This is a genomic window from Sphingopyxis panaciterrae, from assembly GCF_011762125.1.
Taxonomy (GTDB): Bacteria; Pseudomonadota; Alphaproteobacteria; order Sphingomonadales; family Sphingomonadaceae; genus Sphingopyxis; species Sphingopyxis panaciterrae.
Window position 1 is genome coordinate 612099 of record NZ_JAASQN010000001.1, and the last position, 16834, is coordinate 628932.

Here is a 16834-nt window from a genome sequence, read left to right on the forward strand (position 1 = left end):
CCGCGGCCGCCCGCTTCAATCCTCCAGATCGTCCGCGACCTTGGCACTTGCGCGGTAGAAGAAGAAGGCGGTCGGCACGGTCAGCGCCATGACGATGATCAGCGCGTAGCGCAGCCCTGCGGGGCCGTGGATCGCGCTGAAATGATCGCTGAGCGCGCCGGTGATCACCGGCCCGAGGCCGAAGCCCAGGAGATTGCCGAAGAAGAGCACGACCGCGATCGCCGTCGCCCGCCGCGCGCTGCCGCACACCGCGTGGATCGCGGCGAAGGCCGCAGGTAGCGCGGCGTAGAGCAGGATGCCGCCGATCGTGCTGACGACGAGGAAGGTCGGCAGGTCGTCGATCAGGAACATCGCGCAATTGGGCACCGCCGCGAGGCCGAAGGCGATGGCGGGGAAACGGACGATCCAGCGCGGATCGCGCCGCGACAGCGCATCCTGGATCGCGCCGCCGGCGAGGCTGCCGATCAGCACCCCGAGCGCCGAAGTGGCGCCGTAATAGAGCCCGGCCTGCTCGATCGGGCTTTCGATCACGCGCACGAGATAGGAGGGGACGAAGACGAGCGAGCCATAGGCGGCGAAATGATAGAGGGTGAAGCCCGCGAGCATCAGCACGAACGAGCGTTTTCCGGCGAGGCGGCTGACCGACGTGCGAAAATCCTCGGCACTGCCGCGCGACACCGCGGCATCGACGCGCGAGCGTGGTTCGTCGAGCACCCAATAGACGAGCGCGGCGATCAGGAGGCCGGGCAGACCGAAAGCGATGAGCGTGGTGCGCCAGCCATAGGCGGCGACGAGCTGCGATCCCGCCGACAGGCCGATCAGATAACCGACGGTCCCCGATGTCGCGAAGATGCCGATCGCGCGGGCGCGTTGCGCGGTCGGGAAATAATCGACGATCAGCGACTGGGCGGGCGGCGTCGCGCCGGCTTCGCCGACCCCGACCCCGATGCGCGCGAGCAGCAGCTGCCAGAAGCTGGCCGCGGCGGCGCACAGCATTGTCATGACGCTCCACACCGAGATCGCGACCGCGATCAGCTTCTTGCGATTGCCGCGATCGGCAAAGCGCGCGATCGGCAGGCCAAAGGCCGAATAGAGCAAGGCGAAGGAAAGACCGCTGAGCAGGCCGAGCTGGGTGTCGGAGACCTGGAATTCATGCTTGATCGGTTCGAGCAGCACCGAAATGACGACACGGTCGATCGAACTCGACGCGCCGACGAGGAACAGGATCGCGAGGAACAGCCAGCGGCGCGAGGGGGTATAGAGATGCGCCGCGCCGCCGCCCGCTGCGGCGGCGGGGGGTGGGTTAGCGGCCGCCATTGCGGCCTTCCCACTGTGCGAACCAGCGCAGCACGCGCGTTCCCTGATCGATCTGTGCTTCGTAGCGCGCCGCGGCATGGCCTTCCTCGGGATAGAGGACCAGTTCGGTCGGCACGTCGGCGAGGACGAGGGCGTGGTGAAACTGCACCGCCTGCGCCGGCGGCGTGGTCTTGTCCATCTCGCCCGCGATCAGCAATGTCGGGGTCGTCACCTTGTTGGCATGGGCGAGCGGGCTGCGCTGGTCGAAGGTGCCGCCGACGTCATAGGGATCGCCGCCCGAATATATCGAAAGGAATTCGGGATGGTGCGCGGTGAAATATTGGCTGCGCATGTCGGTCAGCGGTGCGATCGCGCAGGCGGCCTGGAAGCGCTGCGTCTGGCCGACGAGCCAGGTCGTCATGAAGCCGCCATAGCTGCCGCCGGTGACGAACAGCCGGCTGCCGTCCACCGAATGGTGGGCGATCACATGGTCGATGCCCGCCAGAATGTCGTGCATATCCTCGCCCGCCATGTCGCCGATCACGCGCGACGCGAAATCGAGCCCGCGCCCCGAACTGCCGCGCGGGTTGGGGAAGAGCACGGCATAACCCGAACTGACGAGCAGCGCCGCGAGCGGGTTGTCGAACGTCCAGCTATCGCGGAACAGGTGCGAGGGGCCGCCGTGGATGAAGGCGACGAGCGGCGGGCGTTCGACCCCCTCGGGCATTGCGAGATAGCCAAGAATGTCGAGCCCGTCGCGACCCTGCCAGCGTACGACTTCGGCGGGCTTCATCCTTGCCTGGACGGTCGCGAGGCCGGGCGGGGTGAGGTCGAGCAACATCCGTTCGCCCGCTGCGTCCGAGCGCGCGAGATAGGGATAGCGGTCGAAGGCATGGCCGGGGACAAGCACGGTATCGTGCTCTGCGGGGACCGCATAGGGCACCTTGCGGCCCGCCGTGCCCGATGCCTGCCATTCGATGGTGACGGTGCCGCTTGCGACGTCGAGCGTTCCCGCAACCGACCCCGGCGCGGCGAAGCCCGTGAAGAAGAGGCGGTTCGCGTCGCGCCAGGCGAGCGCCGAGACCTGCGCGCCGATATCGGGTTCGCGCGCCGCGCCGGTCGCGCGGTCGTAGAGGGTCAGCGAGCCGAGCTGGACGGTGCGGTGGAAGCGGCCTTCGATCACCGCAATCGTCCGGCCATCGGGTGACGCGGTCACGCCCGCGAGTTCAACCTGGGGGGCGGCGAAGCGTTCGAAGGCGCCGCCCGCCGCCGGGGCGATCGCAATTTCGGTCTGGTACCAGCCGCCTTCGGTCGGGCTGGCCGAGGTGATCGCGACGACCGCGCCGGGGCCGCACCAGTCGGCTTCCCACACATTCTGGCCGTCGGCGCCGACGCGGGTCAAGGCGCCGGTCCCGATGTCGAGGATGCGCGCGTGGCGCCACAGCCCGTCATGGCTGCCGGTTTCGACCGTCGGCATCCACGAGGGGCGTTCGCCGCCGTCACCGCCGCCGATCCGCGCCGTCGCCGCCGACCCCGCGGCATCGGCGCCCGCGTCGGCGCTCTGGATCAGAATCTGGCGGCTATCCGCCGCCCAGACGAAAGCTTCCACCGCCTCGCCGGCGATCGGCGCGGGCGCCACGGCGCGGCCGGGGGTGTCGGCCGATGCGATCATCAACTGGAAATTGCCCGCGCCATGGTTGCGGTCGGACAGGAAGGCGAGCCAGCGGCCGTCGGGCGACCATTTCGGCTGGCTGTCGTTTGCGTCGTCGCTGCCGAGCAGGGTCACCCCGCCGCCGGGCGCAAGCAAGCCGATCCGCGTGACCGGGAAGCCGCCGCCTTCGCGCATCATCGGGCCCGAAAAGGCGATGACGCCGCTGACCGGGTTCGCCGCGACATGGACGATGCCGTGAAATTGCGCTGCGCCGGGGCGATAGAGCCGCTCGAAATAATCGCGCACCTGCGCTTCGATGGAGTCGGCGGAAGAGGGGAGATCGCTATCGGGGGAGGCCACGGGCAAACCTTTAAAAAGCAGGGGCCGGATCGCTCCGGCCCCCAGGAGACTCAATAACGGAATTCGAACTGCAGGCCCACGGTGCGTGGACGCACGCGATATTCCTGGCTGATGTCCGTCGGCGGCTGGGTGATGCCGTTCCAGTTGCCGATATTTTCGACATAGAGCGAGGCGGTCCAGTTGTCGGGCGATTCGAGCCCGATGCTGCCGCGCGCCAGCAGCGGTTCGTCGCTGAGGAAATAGCGCGCGGCGCCCGACGCGAGCAGGCGTGCGGGGATCTTCGACCGATAGGTCAGCGATCCCGACAGCACGCCCTTCAGCCCCGCCTTGCCGACCGGGAAGCGATAATCGAGGAAGCCGCTCGCCGTATATTCGGGCGAGAAGGCGAGCCGGTCGCCCTTTTGGTAGAGGGTGACGGGGCCGCCCGCGGTCTGGGTGATGATCGGACCCGACAGGTCGAGGCCGTTCCAGCTGAAGGTGCCGCCGATGTCGAGCCCTTCGATCGGGTGCGCGGTCAGCGCGAGGTCGGCGCCGAAGCCGCTCGCCTTCGGCCCGTTGACCGACGCCGCGAAGACGACGCCGTCGATATCGACGTTCAGATTCTGCTGAATATCCTTCCAGTCGATATAATAGACGGCGGCATCGAAGGTCAGCGCGCCGTCGAGCAGGCTGCCCTTGGCGCCGACTTCATAGTTGGACAGGCGGTCGGCCTTGACCGGCGGGATGCCGGGGGCGGTGCGGATGATCGTCGGGCTCTGGTTGAAACCGCTGCGGAAGCCCTGCGAATAGGAGGCATAGGCGGTGAACTTGCGGCTCGGCAGCCAGGTGATCACCGCGCGCGGGGTGATCGCGTCGAAGGTGTCGGTGCGGCGCGCGAGCGGCTGGTCCGGGTTGCCGGTCGTCGGCGTCAGTTCGATCTGCGTCACGCGATCCTTGAAATAGCGCAGCCCGCCGGTGACTTCGAGCGTGCCGTCCATGAAGCGCCGGGTGACTTCGCCGAACGCCGCGAACGAGCGCGACTTGTCGCGGAAGTTGATCGGCGCGGGGAGGACGAACAGCGTCTGGTGGAGGAGATCGGACGCGTCGCGATAAAAGCCGCCGACCGACCAGCGCCAGTCGCCGCTGCCGGTCGAATTGATCAGCACTTCCTCGGTGAAGATCTTTGATTCGATTTCGGTGTGCAGCGTCTGGTTGGCGCCGAGGTTGGTATAATCGCGCTCGCTCAAATTGGAGAATTTGAGGTAGCTTGTGGCGCTCGACACTTCGAAGCTGCCGAAATCATAGCCAAACTTGCCGCTGAACGCGTCATAGTTGAGCTTTTGCGGCAGCGCGACGGTCGTCGTCTGGAGGCCGGCATCGTTCGCATAATTGGGCGAATCCTGGTCGATGCGCGAAATCCACGCCGACAGGCCGAAGCTGAAATTGTCGGTCGGCTGGCCGTTGAGCTTGATGCGGATGTTGCGCGACTGGCTGTCGTTCGCATTCTTCACCCCGCGCGCCGGCTGTTCGATCCAGCCGCCCGAATTTTCGAAGCCGCCGACGACGCGAAGGCCAAGCTTGCCTTCGACGAGCGGGATGTTGACCGCCATGTCGCCGCGATAGCTGGGGTCGCCATTCTGGGTCGCCGCGACGCCGGCGCGCGTCTTGATTTCGAAGCGGTCGAGGTTGGCGTCGTTGGTGAGGACGCGCACGACGCCGTTCAGCGCGTTGGCGCCGTAAAGCGTGCCCTGCGGCCCGCGCAGCACTTCGATCCGCGACATGTCATAGGCGTTGGTGTCGGGCAGGATCGCCGACTTGACGAGGCCGAACGGGACCGAATCGATATAGAAGGCCGAGGTGCTCGACCCCGCGAGCGTCGCACCGTTCGCGGCGACGCCGCGGATCGTCAGCTGGGTCGCGCCGCCCTGCGGCGAATTGGTGATCGAGATGCCGGCGACCGAACGCAGCGCTTCCGAAACGCCGCCGCTGGCCTGCGCGTCGAGATCCTTGCCGCCGAGCGAGGTGATCGAGATCGGCACGTCCTGGAGCCGTTCCTCGCGCTTTTGCGCGGTCACGACGATCTCGTCCGCACCCGCGCCATCTTCGGCGGTCTGCGCCGCCGCGGGCATCGCCCAGAGCAGCGCGCCCACGACGCAAAGGCCCGTTCCGGTCTTCAACTTGTTACGCATGATGTCCCCTTTTGCATGTTTTCATGATTGTGACGAGAGTGCGGATAATCAATGAACACATTGTGTATAATCTGTGTAGACAAGTCAAGCGGGGGGGATTAATTCGGTCGGCACCGGCCGGCAAAGGCCCGGAACATGGCTGGCAAGCGGCCGGCAAAAGGCTGACGAAAGGGATGATATGGAGCCGGAAACGGTCATCGAAACAGTGGGAAGCGTGCCCGTCGCGACCTTTCGCGGAGTCGTTTTTCCGTGGCACTGCGATGCGATGGGCCATATGTCGGTGCAGCATCAGATGCCGCTGCTCGACAATGCGGTCTATCATCTGCTCGCCTATTTCGGTCCCGTGGCGGGGATTGCCGATGGGCGCCGCGCCGGCTGGGCCGACGTGTCGCACGAGATTCGCTATCTGCACGAGCTGGTGGCGGGCGATCTGCTGATCCTTGCCAGCGGCATCGTGTCGGTGGGGCGCACGTCGATCCGCCATCGCACGATCATGACGCGGCGGCCCGATGCGACCGCCTGCACGATATTGGAGGGCGTCACCGTCCGCTTCGACCTTGATGAACGCAAGGCGACGCCGCTGTCCGAGCGCGAGCGCGCCATCGCCGCGCGGCTGATGCTGCCCGCCGGGCAAGCCGACTGAACACAGGAGATATTATGGAACGAGTGCTGGTTACGGGCGCGGGAGACAGCGTCGGACGCGCGATCGCCGAACGCTTTCTGAAAAAGGGCGCCAAGGTGCACATCTGCGACGTGCGCGGCGATGCCGTCGCTGCGACGCTGGCGGCCAATCCGGGAATGAGCGGCAGCGTCACCGACGTCGGGGTGCGCGCCGAGGTCGACGCCTTGTTCGCCGACGTCCGCGCGCATGTCGGCGAACTGACGATCCTGGTCAATGTCGTCGGCATGGCGGGTCCGCGCGCGCCGATCGAGGACATCGACGAGGACGAATGGGACAAGACGATCGCGGTCAACCTGTCGGGCATGTTCTACACGATGAAGCGCGCCGTCCCGATGCTGAAAGCGAATGGCGGCGGGTCGATCGTCAATTTCTCGACCTGTTCGACGCGCACCGGCATTCCGTTCCGCGCCCCCTATATCGCGTCGAAGGCGGGGGTCGAGGGGCTGACGAAGAACAGCGCGCGTGAGCTGGGCCCGTCGGGCATTCGCGTCAACGCGATCCTGCCCGGGATCATCAACAACGACCGCTTCCGCTTCATCGTCCAGCGCAACGTCGATGCGACGGGGCGCAGCTTCGAAGACATTGAGAACGACTATCTCAAATATGTGTCGCTGCGCTGCAAGGTCGAACTCGAGGAGTTCGCCGACATGGTCGAATTCATCACCTCGGACGCCGGCAAGAAGATCACCGGCGAGGTCATCGCGGTGAGCGGCAATATGGAATGGGAAGAATGACGATGAGCAAGAAGACGATCCTGACCTGCGCGGTCACCGGCGGCGCGCCCTATAACAAGAAGCATCCGTCGATGCCGGTCACGCCGAAGCAGATCGCCGATGCCTGTATCGAAGCGGCATCGGCGGGGGCGAGCATCGTCCATATCCACGTCCGCGATCCCGAAACGGGCGAGGGTAATCGCGACCGCGCGCATTTCCGCGAAGTCGTCGACCGCGTCCGCCAGACGGGGACCGACACCGTGCTCAACCTGACCTGCGGCATGGGCGCCTATTTCCTGCCCGATCCCGAAAATGAGGGGCATATGCTGCCCGGCAGCGACGTTGTCGGCGTCGACGAACGCGTTGCGCATGTCGAGGAATTGCTGCCCGAGATCGCAACGCTCGATATCGTCACCAACAACCAGGTCGAAGGGCCGACCGAATATATATATTTCAGCCCGACGCACACGCTGCGCGCGATGGCGAAGCGGTTCCAGGCGGCGGGGGTGAAGCCCGAACTCGAAGTCTTCGGCCCCGGCGACATATTGTTCGGCAACAAGCTGGTCGAGGAAGGGCTGATCGACGGCCCGGCGATGATGCAGATGGTGCTGGGCGTGCAATGGGCGGCGCCGCACGGGGTCGAAACGATCCTCTATCAGAAAAGCCTGATGGCACCCGGCACGATCTGGGGCGCGTTCGGCATCGGCCGCGAACAGATGCCGATGCTGGCGCATACGCTGCTGCTCGGCGGCAACATCCGCGTCGGGCTGGAGGATAATCTTTATATGTCGCGCGGCGTGTGGGCGACCAACGGCCAGCTGGTCGAGCGTGCCTATACGCTCGTCAACGCGGTCGGCGGTTACGAGGTCGCGACGCCCGCCGAGACGCGCGAGATATTGAAGCTGCGAACGCCGGGCGCATGACCGGCGGCGCCGCGACGATCCCCTATCATGACGCCGATGCGGTCGCGCGGGCAACGCCGATGCCCGCGCTGATCGCGGCGTTGCGCCAGGCGTTTGCGTCCGGCGCATATCGGGCGCCGCCGCGGCTCGCCGCCGATATGGAGGGCGCATCGCTGCTGGTCATGCCGGCGTGGAAGGCCGGCGCGCGGCTGGGCACGAAAATCGTCACCATCGATCCGCATGTGCGCCCGTCGGTGCGCTCGGCCTATATCCTGATTGACGCCGCTTCGGGTCTGCCGGTCGCGGCGATGGACGGCGCGGCGCTGACCCGCCGGCGGACCGCGGCGGCTTCGGTTCTCGCGGCATCGCGGCTGGCGCGGCGCGATGCCGTGACCTTGCTTGTTCTCGGGACCGGCGCGCTCAATGCGCCGATCATCGAAGCCTATGCCTCGGCCTTTGCGCTCGAGCGGATCCTGATCTGGGGACGCGATGCGGCGAAGGCGGAGGGGGCGGCCGCCGCGGCGCAAATGCTGGGTTATCCCGCCGTGACGGTGGCCACGGTCGGCGACGGTTTGGCCGCGGCCGACATCGTTTCCGCCGCAACGCTCGCAACGGCGCCGTTGATCGCAGGGACGGCGCTGCGTCCCGGGATGCACGTCGACCTCATCGGCGCCTTTCGGCCTGACATGGGCGAGGCCGACGCCGGCAGCTTCGCCCGTGCGCGCGTCTTCGTCGATACTCGCGAAGGCACGCTGGAGGAGGCGGGCGACCTGTTGCAGGCGATCGCCGCGGGGGCGATCACCGCCGACGCGATCGAAGCCGATCTCGCCGCCCTCTGCGCCGGTGCTCATCCGGGACGCGGCGGCGATGATGCGGCGATCACCCTGTTCAAATCGGTCGGCACCGCGATCGAGGACCTCGCGGCGGCCGAACTGGTCGCGGGGTCGATCGCGCGGTGAAGCTCGAAGCGATCGACCGCGCGCTGCTGGCCGGCGAACAGGGAGCGGCGGCGCGGCGTGCGATGACGCTGCTCGTCCGCTATGGCGAGGCTTGCGGCGCCGAGCGCTTCATTTCCATTCAATCGGCGCACATCGACGGCTGCCTTTATCATGGTCCGTCGAGCATCGATTTCGTCCGGCGCTTCGTTGACCTGAAGGGCAAGGTACGCGTTCCGACCACGCTCAACGTCGCGGCGGTCGATGTCACCCATCCCGGCTGGCATTGCGGCGCGCGCGGCCTCATTGCGCAGCAGAAGAAGCTGACGCGGCTGCACGAGAAACTCGGCTGCCTGCCGACGCTGACCTGCGCCCCCTATCAGCGCATGGTCCGCCCGCTGCGCGGCGAACATGTCGCCTGGGCCGAATCGAACGCGATCGTCTTCATCAACTCGGTGCTCGGCGCGCGCACCGACCGCTATGGCGATTTCACCGACCTGTGCGCGGCGTTGACCGGGCGGGTGCCGCTGGCGGGTTTTCACTGCGACGAGGCGCGGCGGCCGGCGATCGTGCTGATGCTGCCTTCGCCCGAAGCGGCAGGCCTGCCGCGTGACCTGTATTTCGCCGCGATCGGCTATGTCGTCGGCCGCCGGTCGCGGGGCGCCGTGCCCTATTTGCGCGGGGTGCCGCAGGGCGCGAGCGAAGACGAACTGAAGGCGCTCGGCGCCACCGGCGCGTCGTCGGGCGCGCTGGCGCTGTTCCATGCCGAACATATCACGCCCGAGGCGGCGGACATGCCGACCGCCGGGGTGCCGGTCGAGACGGTGACGCCCGACGAGGTTCGCGCCGCGATCGACCGCCTGTGCGCCGCGGCGGAGGGCGAAGCGGTGGCGGCGATCTGTCTGGGCACGCCGCATTATTCGCTGGCCGAATTCGCCGCGTTGAACCGCGCGGTGGACGGACGCCGCCGCGCGGATGCGACCGAAATCTATGTCTCGACCTCGCGCGAGATCGCGGCCGAGGTCGAAAGCGATGCGTCGTTCGATGGCTTGCGCGCCTTTGGTATCCGTATCGTCGTCGACACCTGTACCTATCTGGCGCCGGTGGTACGCCAGACAAGCGGTTTGATCCTGACGACATCGGGCAAGTTCGCGCATTATGGCCCCGGAAATCTGGGGCGGCGCGTCGCGTTGATGACCCTCGAACGCTGCATCCGCTCGGCCGAGGCGGGGAAGGTGGTCGAAGCATGCTGATCCGTGGCCGCGCGCTGATCGAGGGCATGGCGAGCGGCGCCGTGCTGCGGCTGACCGAGCCGCTGAGCCTGTGGGGCGGGGTCGATCTGTCGACCAGCCGCATCGTCGACGCATCGCATCCGCAGCAGGGAGCGACGCTGGCGGGAAGGTTGCTCGCGATGCCGGGCAGCCGGGGCTCCTCCTCTTCGTCGAGCGCGCTGGTCGAACTCGCCCGGTCGAAGCGCGCGCCCGCCGGGATCGTGACGACGCGCGGTGACCCCATCCTGACCATCGGCGCGCTCGTCGCCGAAGATTTGTATGGCGCGGCGATCCCGATCCTGATCGTGGCGGACGAGGATCTTGCCATACTGCCCGACGGGGCGTCCGCGCATCTCTGGTGCGAAGCGGGCCAGGCGGTGCTGAATTTTCCGGGGGATGCGCTGCTCGGGTTCGGCATGCCCCATTTGCCCTAGCAGGGTGGCGACCGGGCGCCGCCGTCAATTCGCCGCGTCCGTTGCACGGCCGGGCAGCATGGCATTTGGCGCGACACCGCGCGATGCGGCACGGGCGGAGATGCCGTTCGACAGGAGCTTTTCATGCCCAAGCCTTTCCGTTTGCTCGCCGCTCTTTGCCTTGCCGGCGCGGGGCTGTCCGCCGTTCCCGGGGCGCTGGCGCAGGAAAAGGCGCCCGCTGCGTCGCTAACCCCCGGCGCCAAAGTCTATGACCAGAATGGCGAAGAGGTCGGGCAGATCGGCAAGGTGGCGGCTGACAGGGTCGCGGTGGTCATCGACGGCAACGGGCTGGTGGTGCCCAAGGACGCTTTCGTGAAGGGCGCCAAGGGGCCTGCGCTGCAGGCGCCGAAGGCCAAGATTCTGGCGGTGCTGAAGGAAGCCGAGAGTGACGCGGCGGCGGTCGACGGGGCGCTGAAGCCGGGCGCCGATGTCTACAGCGCCGATGGCGCCGCAGTGCTCGGCAAGGTCAAGACGATCGCGCCGCAGGGCGCGGTGCTGACCACCAGCGAAGGCAATATCACCATGCCGCGCGCCGCCTTTTTCCTGTCGAAAAAGGGGCTCGCGGTGAAGGTAAATCAAAAGCAATTCGTCGAAGGCGTCCGCTCGGCACGGGGGCAGAAGAAAGGCGGCTGAGCGCCAAGCGCGCCCGGTCGGATGGCGCGGTTTACCATTTCGCCACCCTTTGGGTGACGATCATGCTGTTGCCCGCCCGGCGAAACGGAATGACGTGGGGCGGGAAGGGGATCGCGCGAGCGGTCGCGGGCCAGCCGTCGCGAACCTCGGCCATCCGGACCTCGACTTGGCCGGGTGCGGCCGCCTGCAGGCTTATATCGACCGTTTCGCTGCCGCTGGCATGGAAGATCAGCTGCGACCAGGATCCGGCCTGCAATGTCCCGGCGACCGGCGTCCCCGCCAGCCGCAGCCCCGTCAGGTCGACCGAGGGCTTCAGATAGAGCCGCATATAGCGTCCGCCATTGCTGTTGCCCGCGCGGATGTCGATGCGATGCGCCGTGCCGTTGGCGGTCGCCGCGACTTCGAGCGCGGGTTTGCGGAAGGCGGCGGGCTTCGCCGGCGCGACCCAATGCTCTTCCTTGGCGAGCGGGGCGATCGACTGCAGCTTTGGCGTGCCGCCGTCCTGCGTCAGCGCGGTCTTCACCCAGCCGCTCGTATCGAACTTGCCGCTCACCCAGCGGGCGCTGCCGTCGTCGGCATCCGCAACCAGGAAGGCTTCGACCATTTCGGGGCTGGCAGCCGATGGCGTCCGGCCCGCGATCCCGGCGGCGGTGCAGAGGACGAGGCCTGCAATAGTGAAGAGCGCTCCCACGCGCGGAAGATGGCGCGATGTCCAGAGGAGGGGAGCCAGCGCCAGCAGCAAAAGCAGGATGAAGGGCGTCAGGACCGCGGGCAATGTCGCGCCGATGAGGACAAAGAAGTCATAGCCGGTTCGCGCCATGAGCCCGGCGAGGAGCGCCGCGGACAAGGCTAGCGCGATCAGGCCGGCGGGGCGGGCCGCGCGGCCGGGGGCGAACAGAAGCAACGCCAGTGCGGGCAATAGCAAGATGAGCGGCCAGAGGAGCGCGTGCGCGCCGGTGGGCAGAAATATCTGGAGCAACAGTGCGAGCAGGCCGATCAGGGCCGCCGCGCCCGCGAACCAGCCGGGCAGCGCGGTGCGCGGCCCGAAGCTGGCAAAAGCGAACAGCGCGGCGGCGAGGCCCAGCCCGAGCGGCACGACGCTGAAGTCACCGAGCAGCGCGGCAACCACGCCTGCAGCGGCGAGCGACAGCGCTGCCTGCCACCGGCGGCCGCTGGCGGCGCAAGCGAGGAGGAGCGCGCCACCGCCGAGGCCGAGCAGGATCGAGGCCGACAGCACCGACCCGAACTGGCCGACCACCGCATAGGGCGAGGCGATATCGCGCAGCAGCAGGGTGACGAGGCGCAGCGCCAGCATCAGGATCGTTGCGACGCCAAGCAGCAGCGTCACCACGCCGCCCGCGCCCCTCATCGTGTCGCGCCAGCCGATCGTCCGGCGCGTGAGGCTGACGGCGACCATCGTAAAAGCGGCGACGGCCCCGACGATCGCCAGAAGCCAGCCGACCGCGACGGGATAGGTGATGAAAAACCGGCCGAACAGATCGGCGAACACCATATCGCCGCCGTCCTTGTCGAGGCTTTTGGCCTGCGCGAAATCGCGCGCGATCGGCAATATCTGGTCGCCCATATGCTGGACGCTGCCCGGATTAAGGCCTTCGGGCGTCGACAGCGGCGTATGATAGGCCATCTGGTGCCCGACGAAGGCGAAGTTCATGCCGGTGTGGCCGCGTTCCAGCGCCGCGGTCAGGTCGGTATCGTTGGGCATGCGCTTGTAGATGGTGACCATCAACGAGTCCGAGGCGGGCCGGTCGACATTGCGCCGGTACGCTGCGATCAGCGCGCGGTTGCCGCCGCTGGTCTGGAACATCAGCGCCTTGCCGCTGTCGCCGCGGGCTTCGAGATTGATGACCAGCCCGGCGCGCTGGCGCAGTTCATCCTGTTCGAAAAAGGCATTGGCGCCCAGCAGCCCGGCCTCTTCGCCGTCGGTCATGAGGAAGATCACCGACCGGCGCAGCGGTCCGCCGGCTTTGAGTGCGCGAGCCACTTCCAGCGCGGCCGCGACGCCCGCGGTATCGTCGCCGGCGCCTGGCGACAGCGGCGCGGTGTCGTAATGCGCCATCAGCAACAGCGCGGGCAAGGCGGGGTCGCTGCCCTTTAGTTCGCCGACGATGTTGCGGACGCGCCCGCCGATCGCCGCGTCGGCGGAATTGCGGCGGGTCACGACGATCGTCTGGTCGCGCATCTGCGGCGCCAGCCCCAGCACGGTCATGCGGGATAGCAGATAGGTTCGGGTCGCTTCGATTTCGGGCGATCCGATCGGGTGCGGCCTGATTGCAATCGCGCGCACGTCGGCCATCGCGCGATCGGCTGAAAAATGCGTGGCGGGAGACGTCGTCGCCGCCGGTTCGGGCAGCCGGTTGGCAAGGAAAGCGAGCGATATCGCGGCGACCAGCACGAACAGCGCCAGCAACCAGCGGAGCTTTTCCGGAACGAAAACAGGGGCCTCGGCGTCGCGGCGATCGGCTTGCATGAACATGTCGCTCCTTGAAATGCGGGGTGCGCGTCGCGTCGTCCGAGACACCCTCTCTGGTCGCTACATTTTCAGAATTTTCTGATTTGTCAAATAATGACCTGTATAGGACCGTTTGTGGCCGCATTCTTGTGCGGTCTGGCGCGCCGTCGCGCGCGGAATCATGCGGTGGCATGGGCTTTTTCTTGATCGAAGTGCAAAAATGCAAATATGTGCTAAATGAGAAAATCGATTGAAAGGAAGCGAATGCCGTCAGCGCGGGGAAATGGAACGTCGACCATCGAGAAGCGCGGGACGGCGACGAATAATCCAGGCCTGTTTCTGAGGGAGTTTCGAACCGAGAACGGCTGGACGCTGGCCGAGGTGAGCGAGCGGACCGGGATTCCGGTTTCGACCTTGTCGAAAGTCGAAACGGGCAAAATGTCGCTGAGCTACGAAAAGCTAGTGCGGCTCAGCCGCGGGCTGGAAATCGATATCACCCGCCTGTTCGCGGCGCCCGCCGCCCAGCCGGCGGCGGCGCCCGCGACGACCGCGCGGCGGAGCATCACGCCGGCGGGTGCGGGACCGTCGATCAAGACGACCACCTATAATTATACCTATCCGTCGGCTGACCTGCTGAACAAGGTGCTGAACCCGATGATCATCGAGATCAAGGTACGGTCGATCGATGATTTCGGCGAATTAATGCGCCATACAGGCGAGGAATATGTGCTGGTGCTGGAAGGCCAGTGCGAATTCCACAGCGACATGTACGCACCTTCGCTGCTCAAAACGGGCGATTCGGCCTATTTCGACGCCTCGATGGGACATGGCTATGTCGCGGTGGGCGAGGGGCCCTGCCGCATTCTCTCGGTCTGCTCGGCGGCCGACGCCGATCTGAAATCCTCGCTGCGGCCGATCGATTAGGGTGGGGTAACGGCCGTTTGCGGACGTCCCACCGCCTCGTCACCCCGGACTTGATCCGGGGTCCCGCTTGATGCCGAAACTGCCTCTGCTCCAAAACAAAGCGGGATCCCGGGTCAAGGCGGAAGAGCCACGGGTCTCCTCCGCGGATGACGGTTATCGGAACGTCCGCTCCCCACCCCAAATCCGCCCGTCGGTATCGCCCGTTGCGAAATGGGCTGGCGGTAGTGGCGGATGTTTTGTCAGCGCTCAGCCAGGCCATTGACAAATTTCCATTCCGGATGCTTTATCTCGATATTGAAAAAAATTTCAATTTAAGAAATTTCCGGTAAGCCATCCTTGGGAGAAGCGCTGCCGGCCGGGAGCGAGGGTAGCATGCGTTTTTTCAGATTCTGCAAGATGGTCGGCGCGGCTGCGCTGGCGATGCTGGCGGCCCCGGCGGTGTCGGGCCCGGTATCGCAGGCTCCGGCGGCAAAGGTAGCGGCGCCGCCGTTGGCGTGGCCGCTGGTCAAGGCCGATGTCGACGCGTGGCTCGACGGTTTCATGCCCTATGCGCTCGAGCGGGGCAGGGCGGCAGGCGCGGTTGTCGTCGTCGTCAAGGATGGCGCGATCCTGACCCAGCGCGGTTTCGGTTTCGCCGATGTCGCGAAGCGCCGCCCGGTCGACCCCGAAACGACGCTCTTCAAACAGGCGTCGGTTTCGAAAACGATCACCTGGACCGCGGTGATGCAGATGGTCGAGGCAGGGAAGATCGATCTCGACAAGGACATCAACGCCTATCTCGATTTCAAGATTCCGCCCTTTGACGGCAAGCCGGTCACGATGCGGAACCTGATGACGCATACCGGGGGGTTCGACGAGGTGCAGCGCGGCCTCAACAGCTATGATATCAAGGATATTCCGTCGCTCGGCACCGCGGTAAAGCGGCAGGTTCCGCCGCGCATCTATGCGCCGGGGACGACGCCCGCCTATTCGAATTACGGCACGACGCTGGCCGCTTATATCGTCGAGCGCGTGTCGGGCATGCCGTTCAACGATTATGCCGAACAGCGCATCTTTGCGCCCGCCGGGATGACGCACTCGACCTTTCGCCAGCAATTGCCGGCACGGCTGGAGCCGTTGCTGGCGAACGGCTATCTGCTGGGATCGGGTAAGCCCGGCAAACCGGAACTGAACAGCTTCGCCCCCGCGGGCGGCCTGGCCGCGTCCGGCGCCGACCTGGGGCGCTTCATGATCGCGCACCTCGACAATGGCGGGGTATTGCTCAAGCCCGAGACCGCGCATCTGATGCACGACAGCATCACGAAAATGATCACGCCGCTCAACGGCATGGCGCTCGGTTTCTACGAACAGAATATCAACGGGCGGAAGGTGCTGTCGCACGCCGGCGATTCGATCGTCTTTCACAGCCAGTTGTGGATGTTCCCGGGCGAGAAGGTCGGCGTCTATATGTCGATGAATGCCGCGGGCGCTGAAAAGCTGTCGGCGGCGATCCGCAGCCATTTGTTCGAAGCCTTCGCCGATCGCTACTTTCCCGCGGTCCAGGCCGACGGGCGCGTCGATGCGGCGATCGCGCGCGACCATGCACGGATGATGGTCGGCACCTATAACAAGACCCGGCGGATCGAGACGAGCTTTCTGAAAGCGATGGAACTCACCGGGCAATATAAGATCGCGCTCGATGCCGACGGCGGCATCCTGTTCAAGGCGGCCCCGACGATTGGCGGCGCGAACCGCAAATGGGTCGAGATCGCTCCGTTCGTCTGGCGCGAAGCCGGCGGCAAGATGCGGCTGGCGGCGGAAGTGAAGGACGGCCGCGTCGTTCGTTTCGGAATCGATTCCTCGTCACCCTTCATGCTTTTCGATCCGGTCCCTTGGTACAGTTCGGCGGCCTGGCTCTCGCCCGCCTTGTTCGCCAGCCTTGCCGCGCTGACGCTGACGGCGCTGTTCTGGCCGGTCACCGCGCTGGTGCGGCATCATTATGGCGTCCGGCCGCAAAGGAGTGTCGCTGAATGGCGGGCCTATCGCCTGACGTGCCTGCTCGGCGCGCTGGCGGTGATCGTCCTCGTTGCCTGGTTGCTGTTCGCGAGCGCGCTGCTGTCCGACTTCTCGTCGATGAACGGCGAGCTCGACCCGGCGCTGATCGTGCTGCGCATCGCGACGCCGCTCATCCTCGGCGGGCTCGTGGTGAGCGCAATGTGGAACCTCGCGCTGGTCTGGAAGGGCGCGCCGGGAAAATTCGCGCGGTTGTGGAGCGTGGTGCTGCTGGCCAGCGCGGCGGTGCTGCTGTGGATCGCCACCGTCTTCCATCTGATCGGCATCGGCACGGCTTTCTGACCGGCCGGGTCATTTAGCGGCG

Annotated in this window: 13 protein-coding genes; 9 read left to right on the forward strand and 4 right to left on the reverse strand. The window is 66.3% G+C overall.

Going from position 1 to position 16834, the window contains the following annotated elements:
* Window positions 1–15: 15 nt before the first annotated feature.
* Genes FHR22_RS02695 through FHR22_RS02705 form a run of 3 tightly spaced genes read right to left on the reverse strand, consistent with a single transcriptional unit; the run spans window position 16 to window position 5475 of the window.
* The gene (locus FHR22_RS02695) at window positions 16–1317 is read right to left on the reverse strand and encodes a spinster family MFS transporter (protein ID WP_166938662.1); all 1302 of its coding nucleotides are present in this window, start codon (window positions 1315–1317) and stop codon (window positions 16–18) included.
* On the reverse strand, window positions 1304–3307 hold the full coding sequence (locus FHR22_RS22630; protein ID WP_166938664.1) for a prolyl oligopeptidase family serine peptidase: 2004 nt from the start codon (window positions 3305–3307) through the stop codon (window positions 1304–1306). Before FHR22_RS22630 ends, FHR22_RS02695 begins: the two co-directional genes overlap by 14 nt.
* Window positions 3308–3357: 50 nt before the next feature.
* A complete protein-coding gene (locus FHR22_RS02705; RefSeq protein WP_166938667.1) occupies window positions 3358–5475 on the reverse strand; it encodes a TonB-dependent receptor in 2118 nt (705 codons plus the stop codon).
* 178 nt (window positions 5476–5653) lie between these two features.
* Here FHR22_RS02705 and FHR22_RS02710 point away from each other — a divergent pair, with 178 nt between their 5' ends.
* The 7 genes from FHR22_RS02710 (at window position 5654) to FHR22_RS02740 (ending at window position 11084) form a co-directional block, all read left to right on the forward strand.
* Complete coding sequence (locus FHR22_RS02710; protein WP_166938668.1) at window positions 5654–6118, forward strand: acyl-CoA thioesterase; 465 nt, start codon at window positions 5654–5656, stop codon at window positions 6116–6118.
* A 14-nt stretch (window positions 6119–6132) separates the two neighbouring features.
* Window positions 6133–6891: an SDR family oxidoreductase gene (locus FHR22_RS02715; protein ID WP_208417457.1), complete on the forward strand. Its 759-nt coding sequence runs from the start codon at window positions 6133–6135 to the stop codon at window positions 6889–6891.
* Entirely contained in the window at window positions 6888–7793 is a 906-nt protein-coding gene (locus FHR22_RS02720; RefSeq protein WP_208417458.1) for a beta-keto acid cleavage family enzyme, read from the forward strand. The genes FHR22_RS02715 and FHR22_RS02720 overlap by 4 nt, the downstream gene beginning before the upstream one ends.
* Window positions 7790–8731, forward strand: coding sequence for an ornithine cyclodeaminase family protein (locus FHR22_RS02725; protein WP_166938670.1), 942 nt, complete (start codon window positions 7790–7792; stop codon window positions 8729–8731). Before FHR22_RS02720 ends, FHR22_RS02725 begins: the two co-directional genes overlap by 4 nt.
* Window positions 8728–9960 carry an aconitase X gene (locus FHR22_RS02730; protein ID WP_166938672.1) on the forward strand — a complete coding sequence of 411 codons (1233 nt, stop codon included), beginning with the start codon at window positions 8728–8730 and terminating at the stop codon, window positions 9958–9960. The genes FHR22_RS02725 and FHR22_RS02730 overlap by 4 nt, the downstream gene beginning before the upstream one ends.
* On the forward strand, window positions 9954–10412 hold the full coding sequence (locus FHR22_RS02735) for an aconitase X swivel domain-containing protein (RefSeq protein WP_166938675.1): 459 nt from the start codon (window positions 9954–9956) through the stop codon (window positions 10410–10412). Before FHR22_RS02730 ends, FHR22_RS02735 begins: the two co-directional genes overlap by 7 nt.
* Before the next feature lie 123 nt (window positions 10413–10535).
* A complete protein-coding gene (locus FHR22_RS02740; protein WP_166938677.1) occupies window positions 10536–11084 on the forward strand; it encodes a hypothetical protein in 549 nt (182 codons plus the stop codon).
* 31 nt (window positions 11085–11115) lie between these two features.
* Here FHR22_RS02740 and FHR22_RS02745 read toward each other — a convergent pair whose 3' ends face one another.
* On the reverse strand, window positions 11116–13572 hold the full coding sequence (locus tag FHR22_RS02745) for a M20/M25/M40 family metallo-hydrolase (RefSeq protein WP_166938679.1): 2457 nt from the start codon (window positions 13570–13572) through the stop codon (window positions 11116–11118).
* A gap of 246 nt (window positions 13573–13818) precedes the next feature.
* On the opposite strand from FHR22_RS02745, the gene FHR22_RS02750 reads away from it, so the two are divergent.
* Entirely contained in the window at window positions 13819–14478 is a 660-nt protein-coding gene (locus tag FHR22_RS02750) for a helix-turn-helix domain-containing protein (RefSeq protein ID WP_166938682.1), read from the forward strand.
* Between the two features lie 372 nt (window positions 14479–14850).
* Window positions 14851–16812 (forward strand): serine hydrolase domain-containing protein, encoded by a 1962-nt coding sequence (locus tag FHR22_RS02755; RefSeq protein WP_166938684.1) that lies wholly within the window; start codon window positions 14851–14853, stop codon window positions 16810–16812.
* The last annotated feature ends 22 nt before the right edge of the window (window positions 16813–16834 follow it).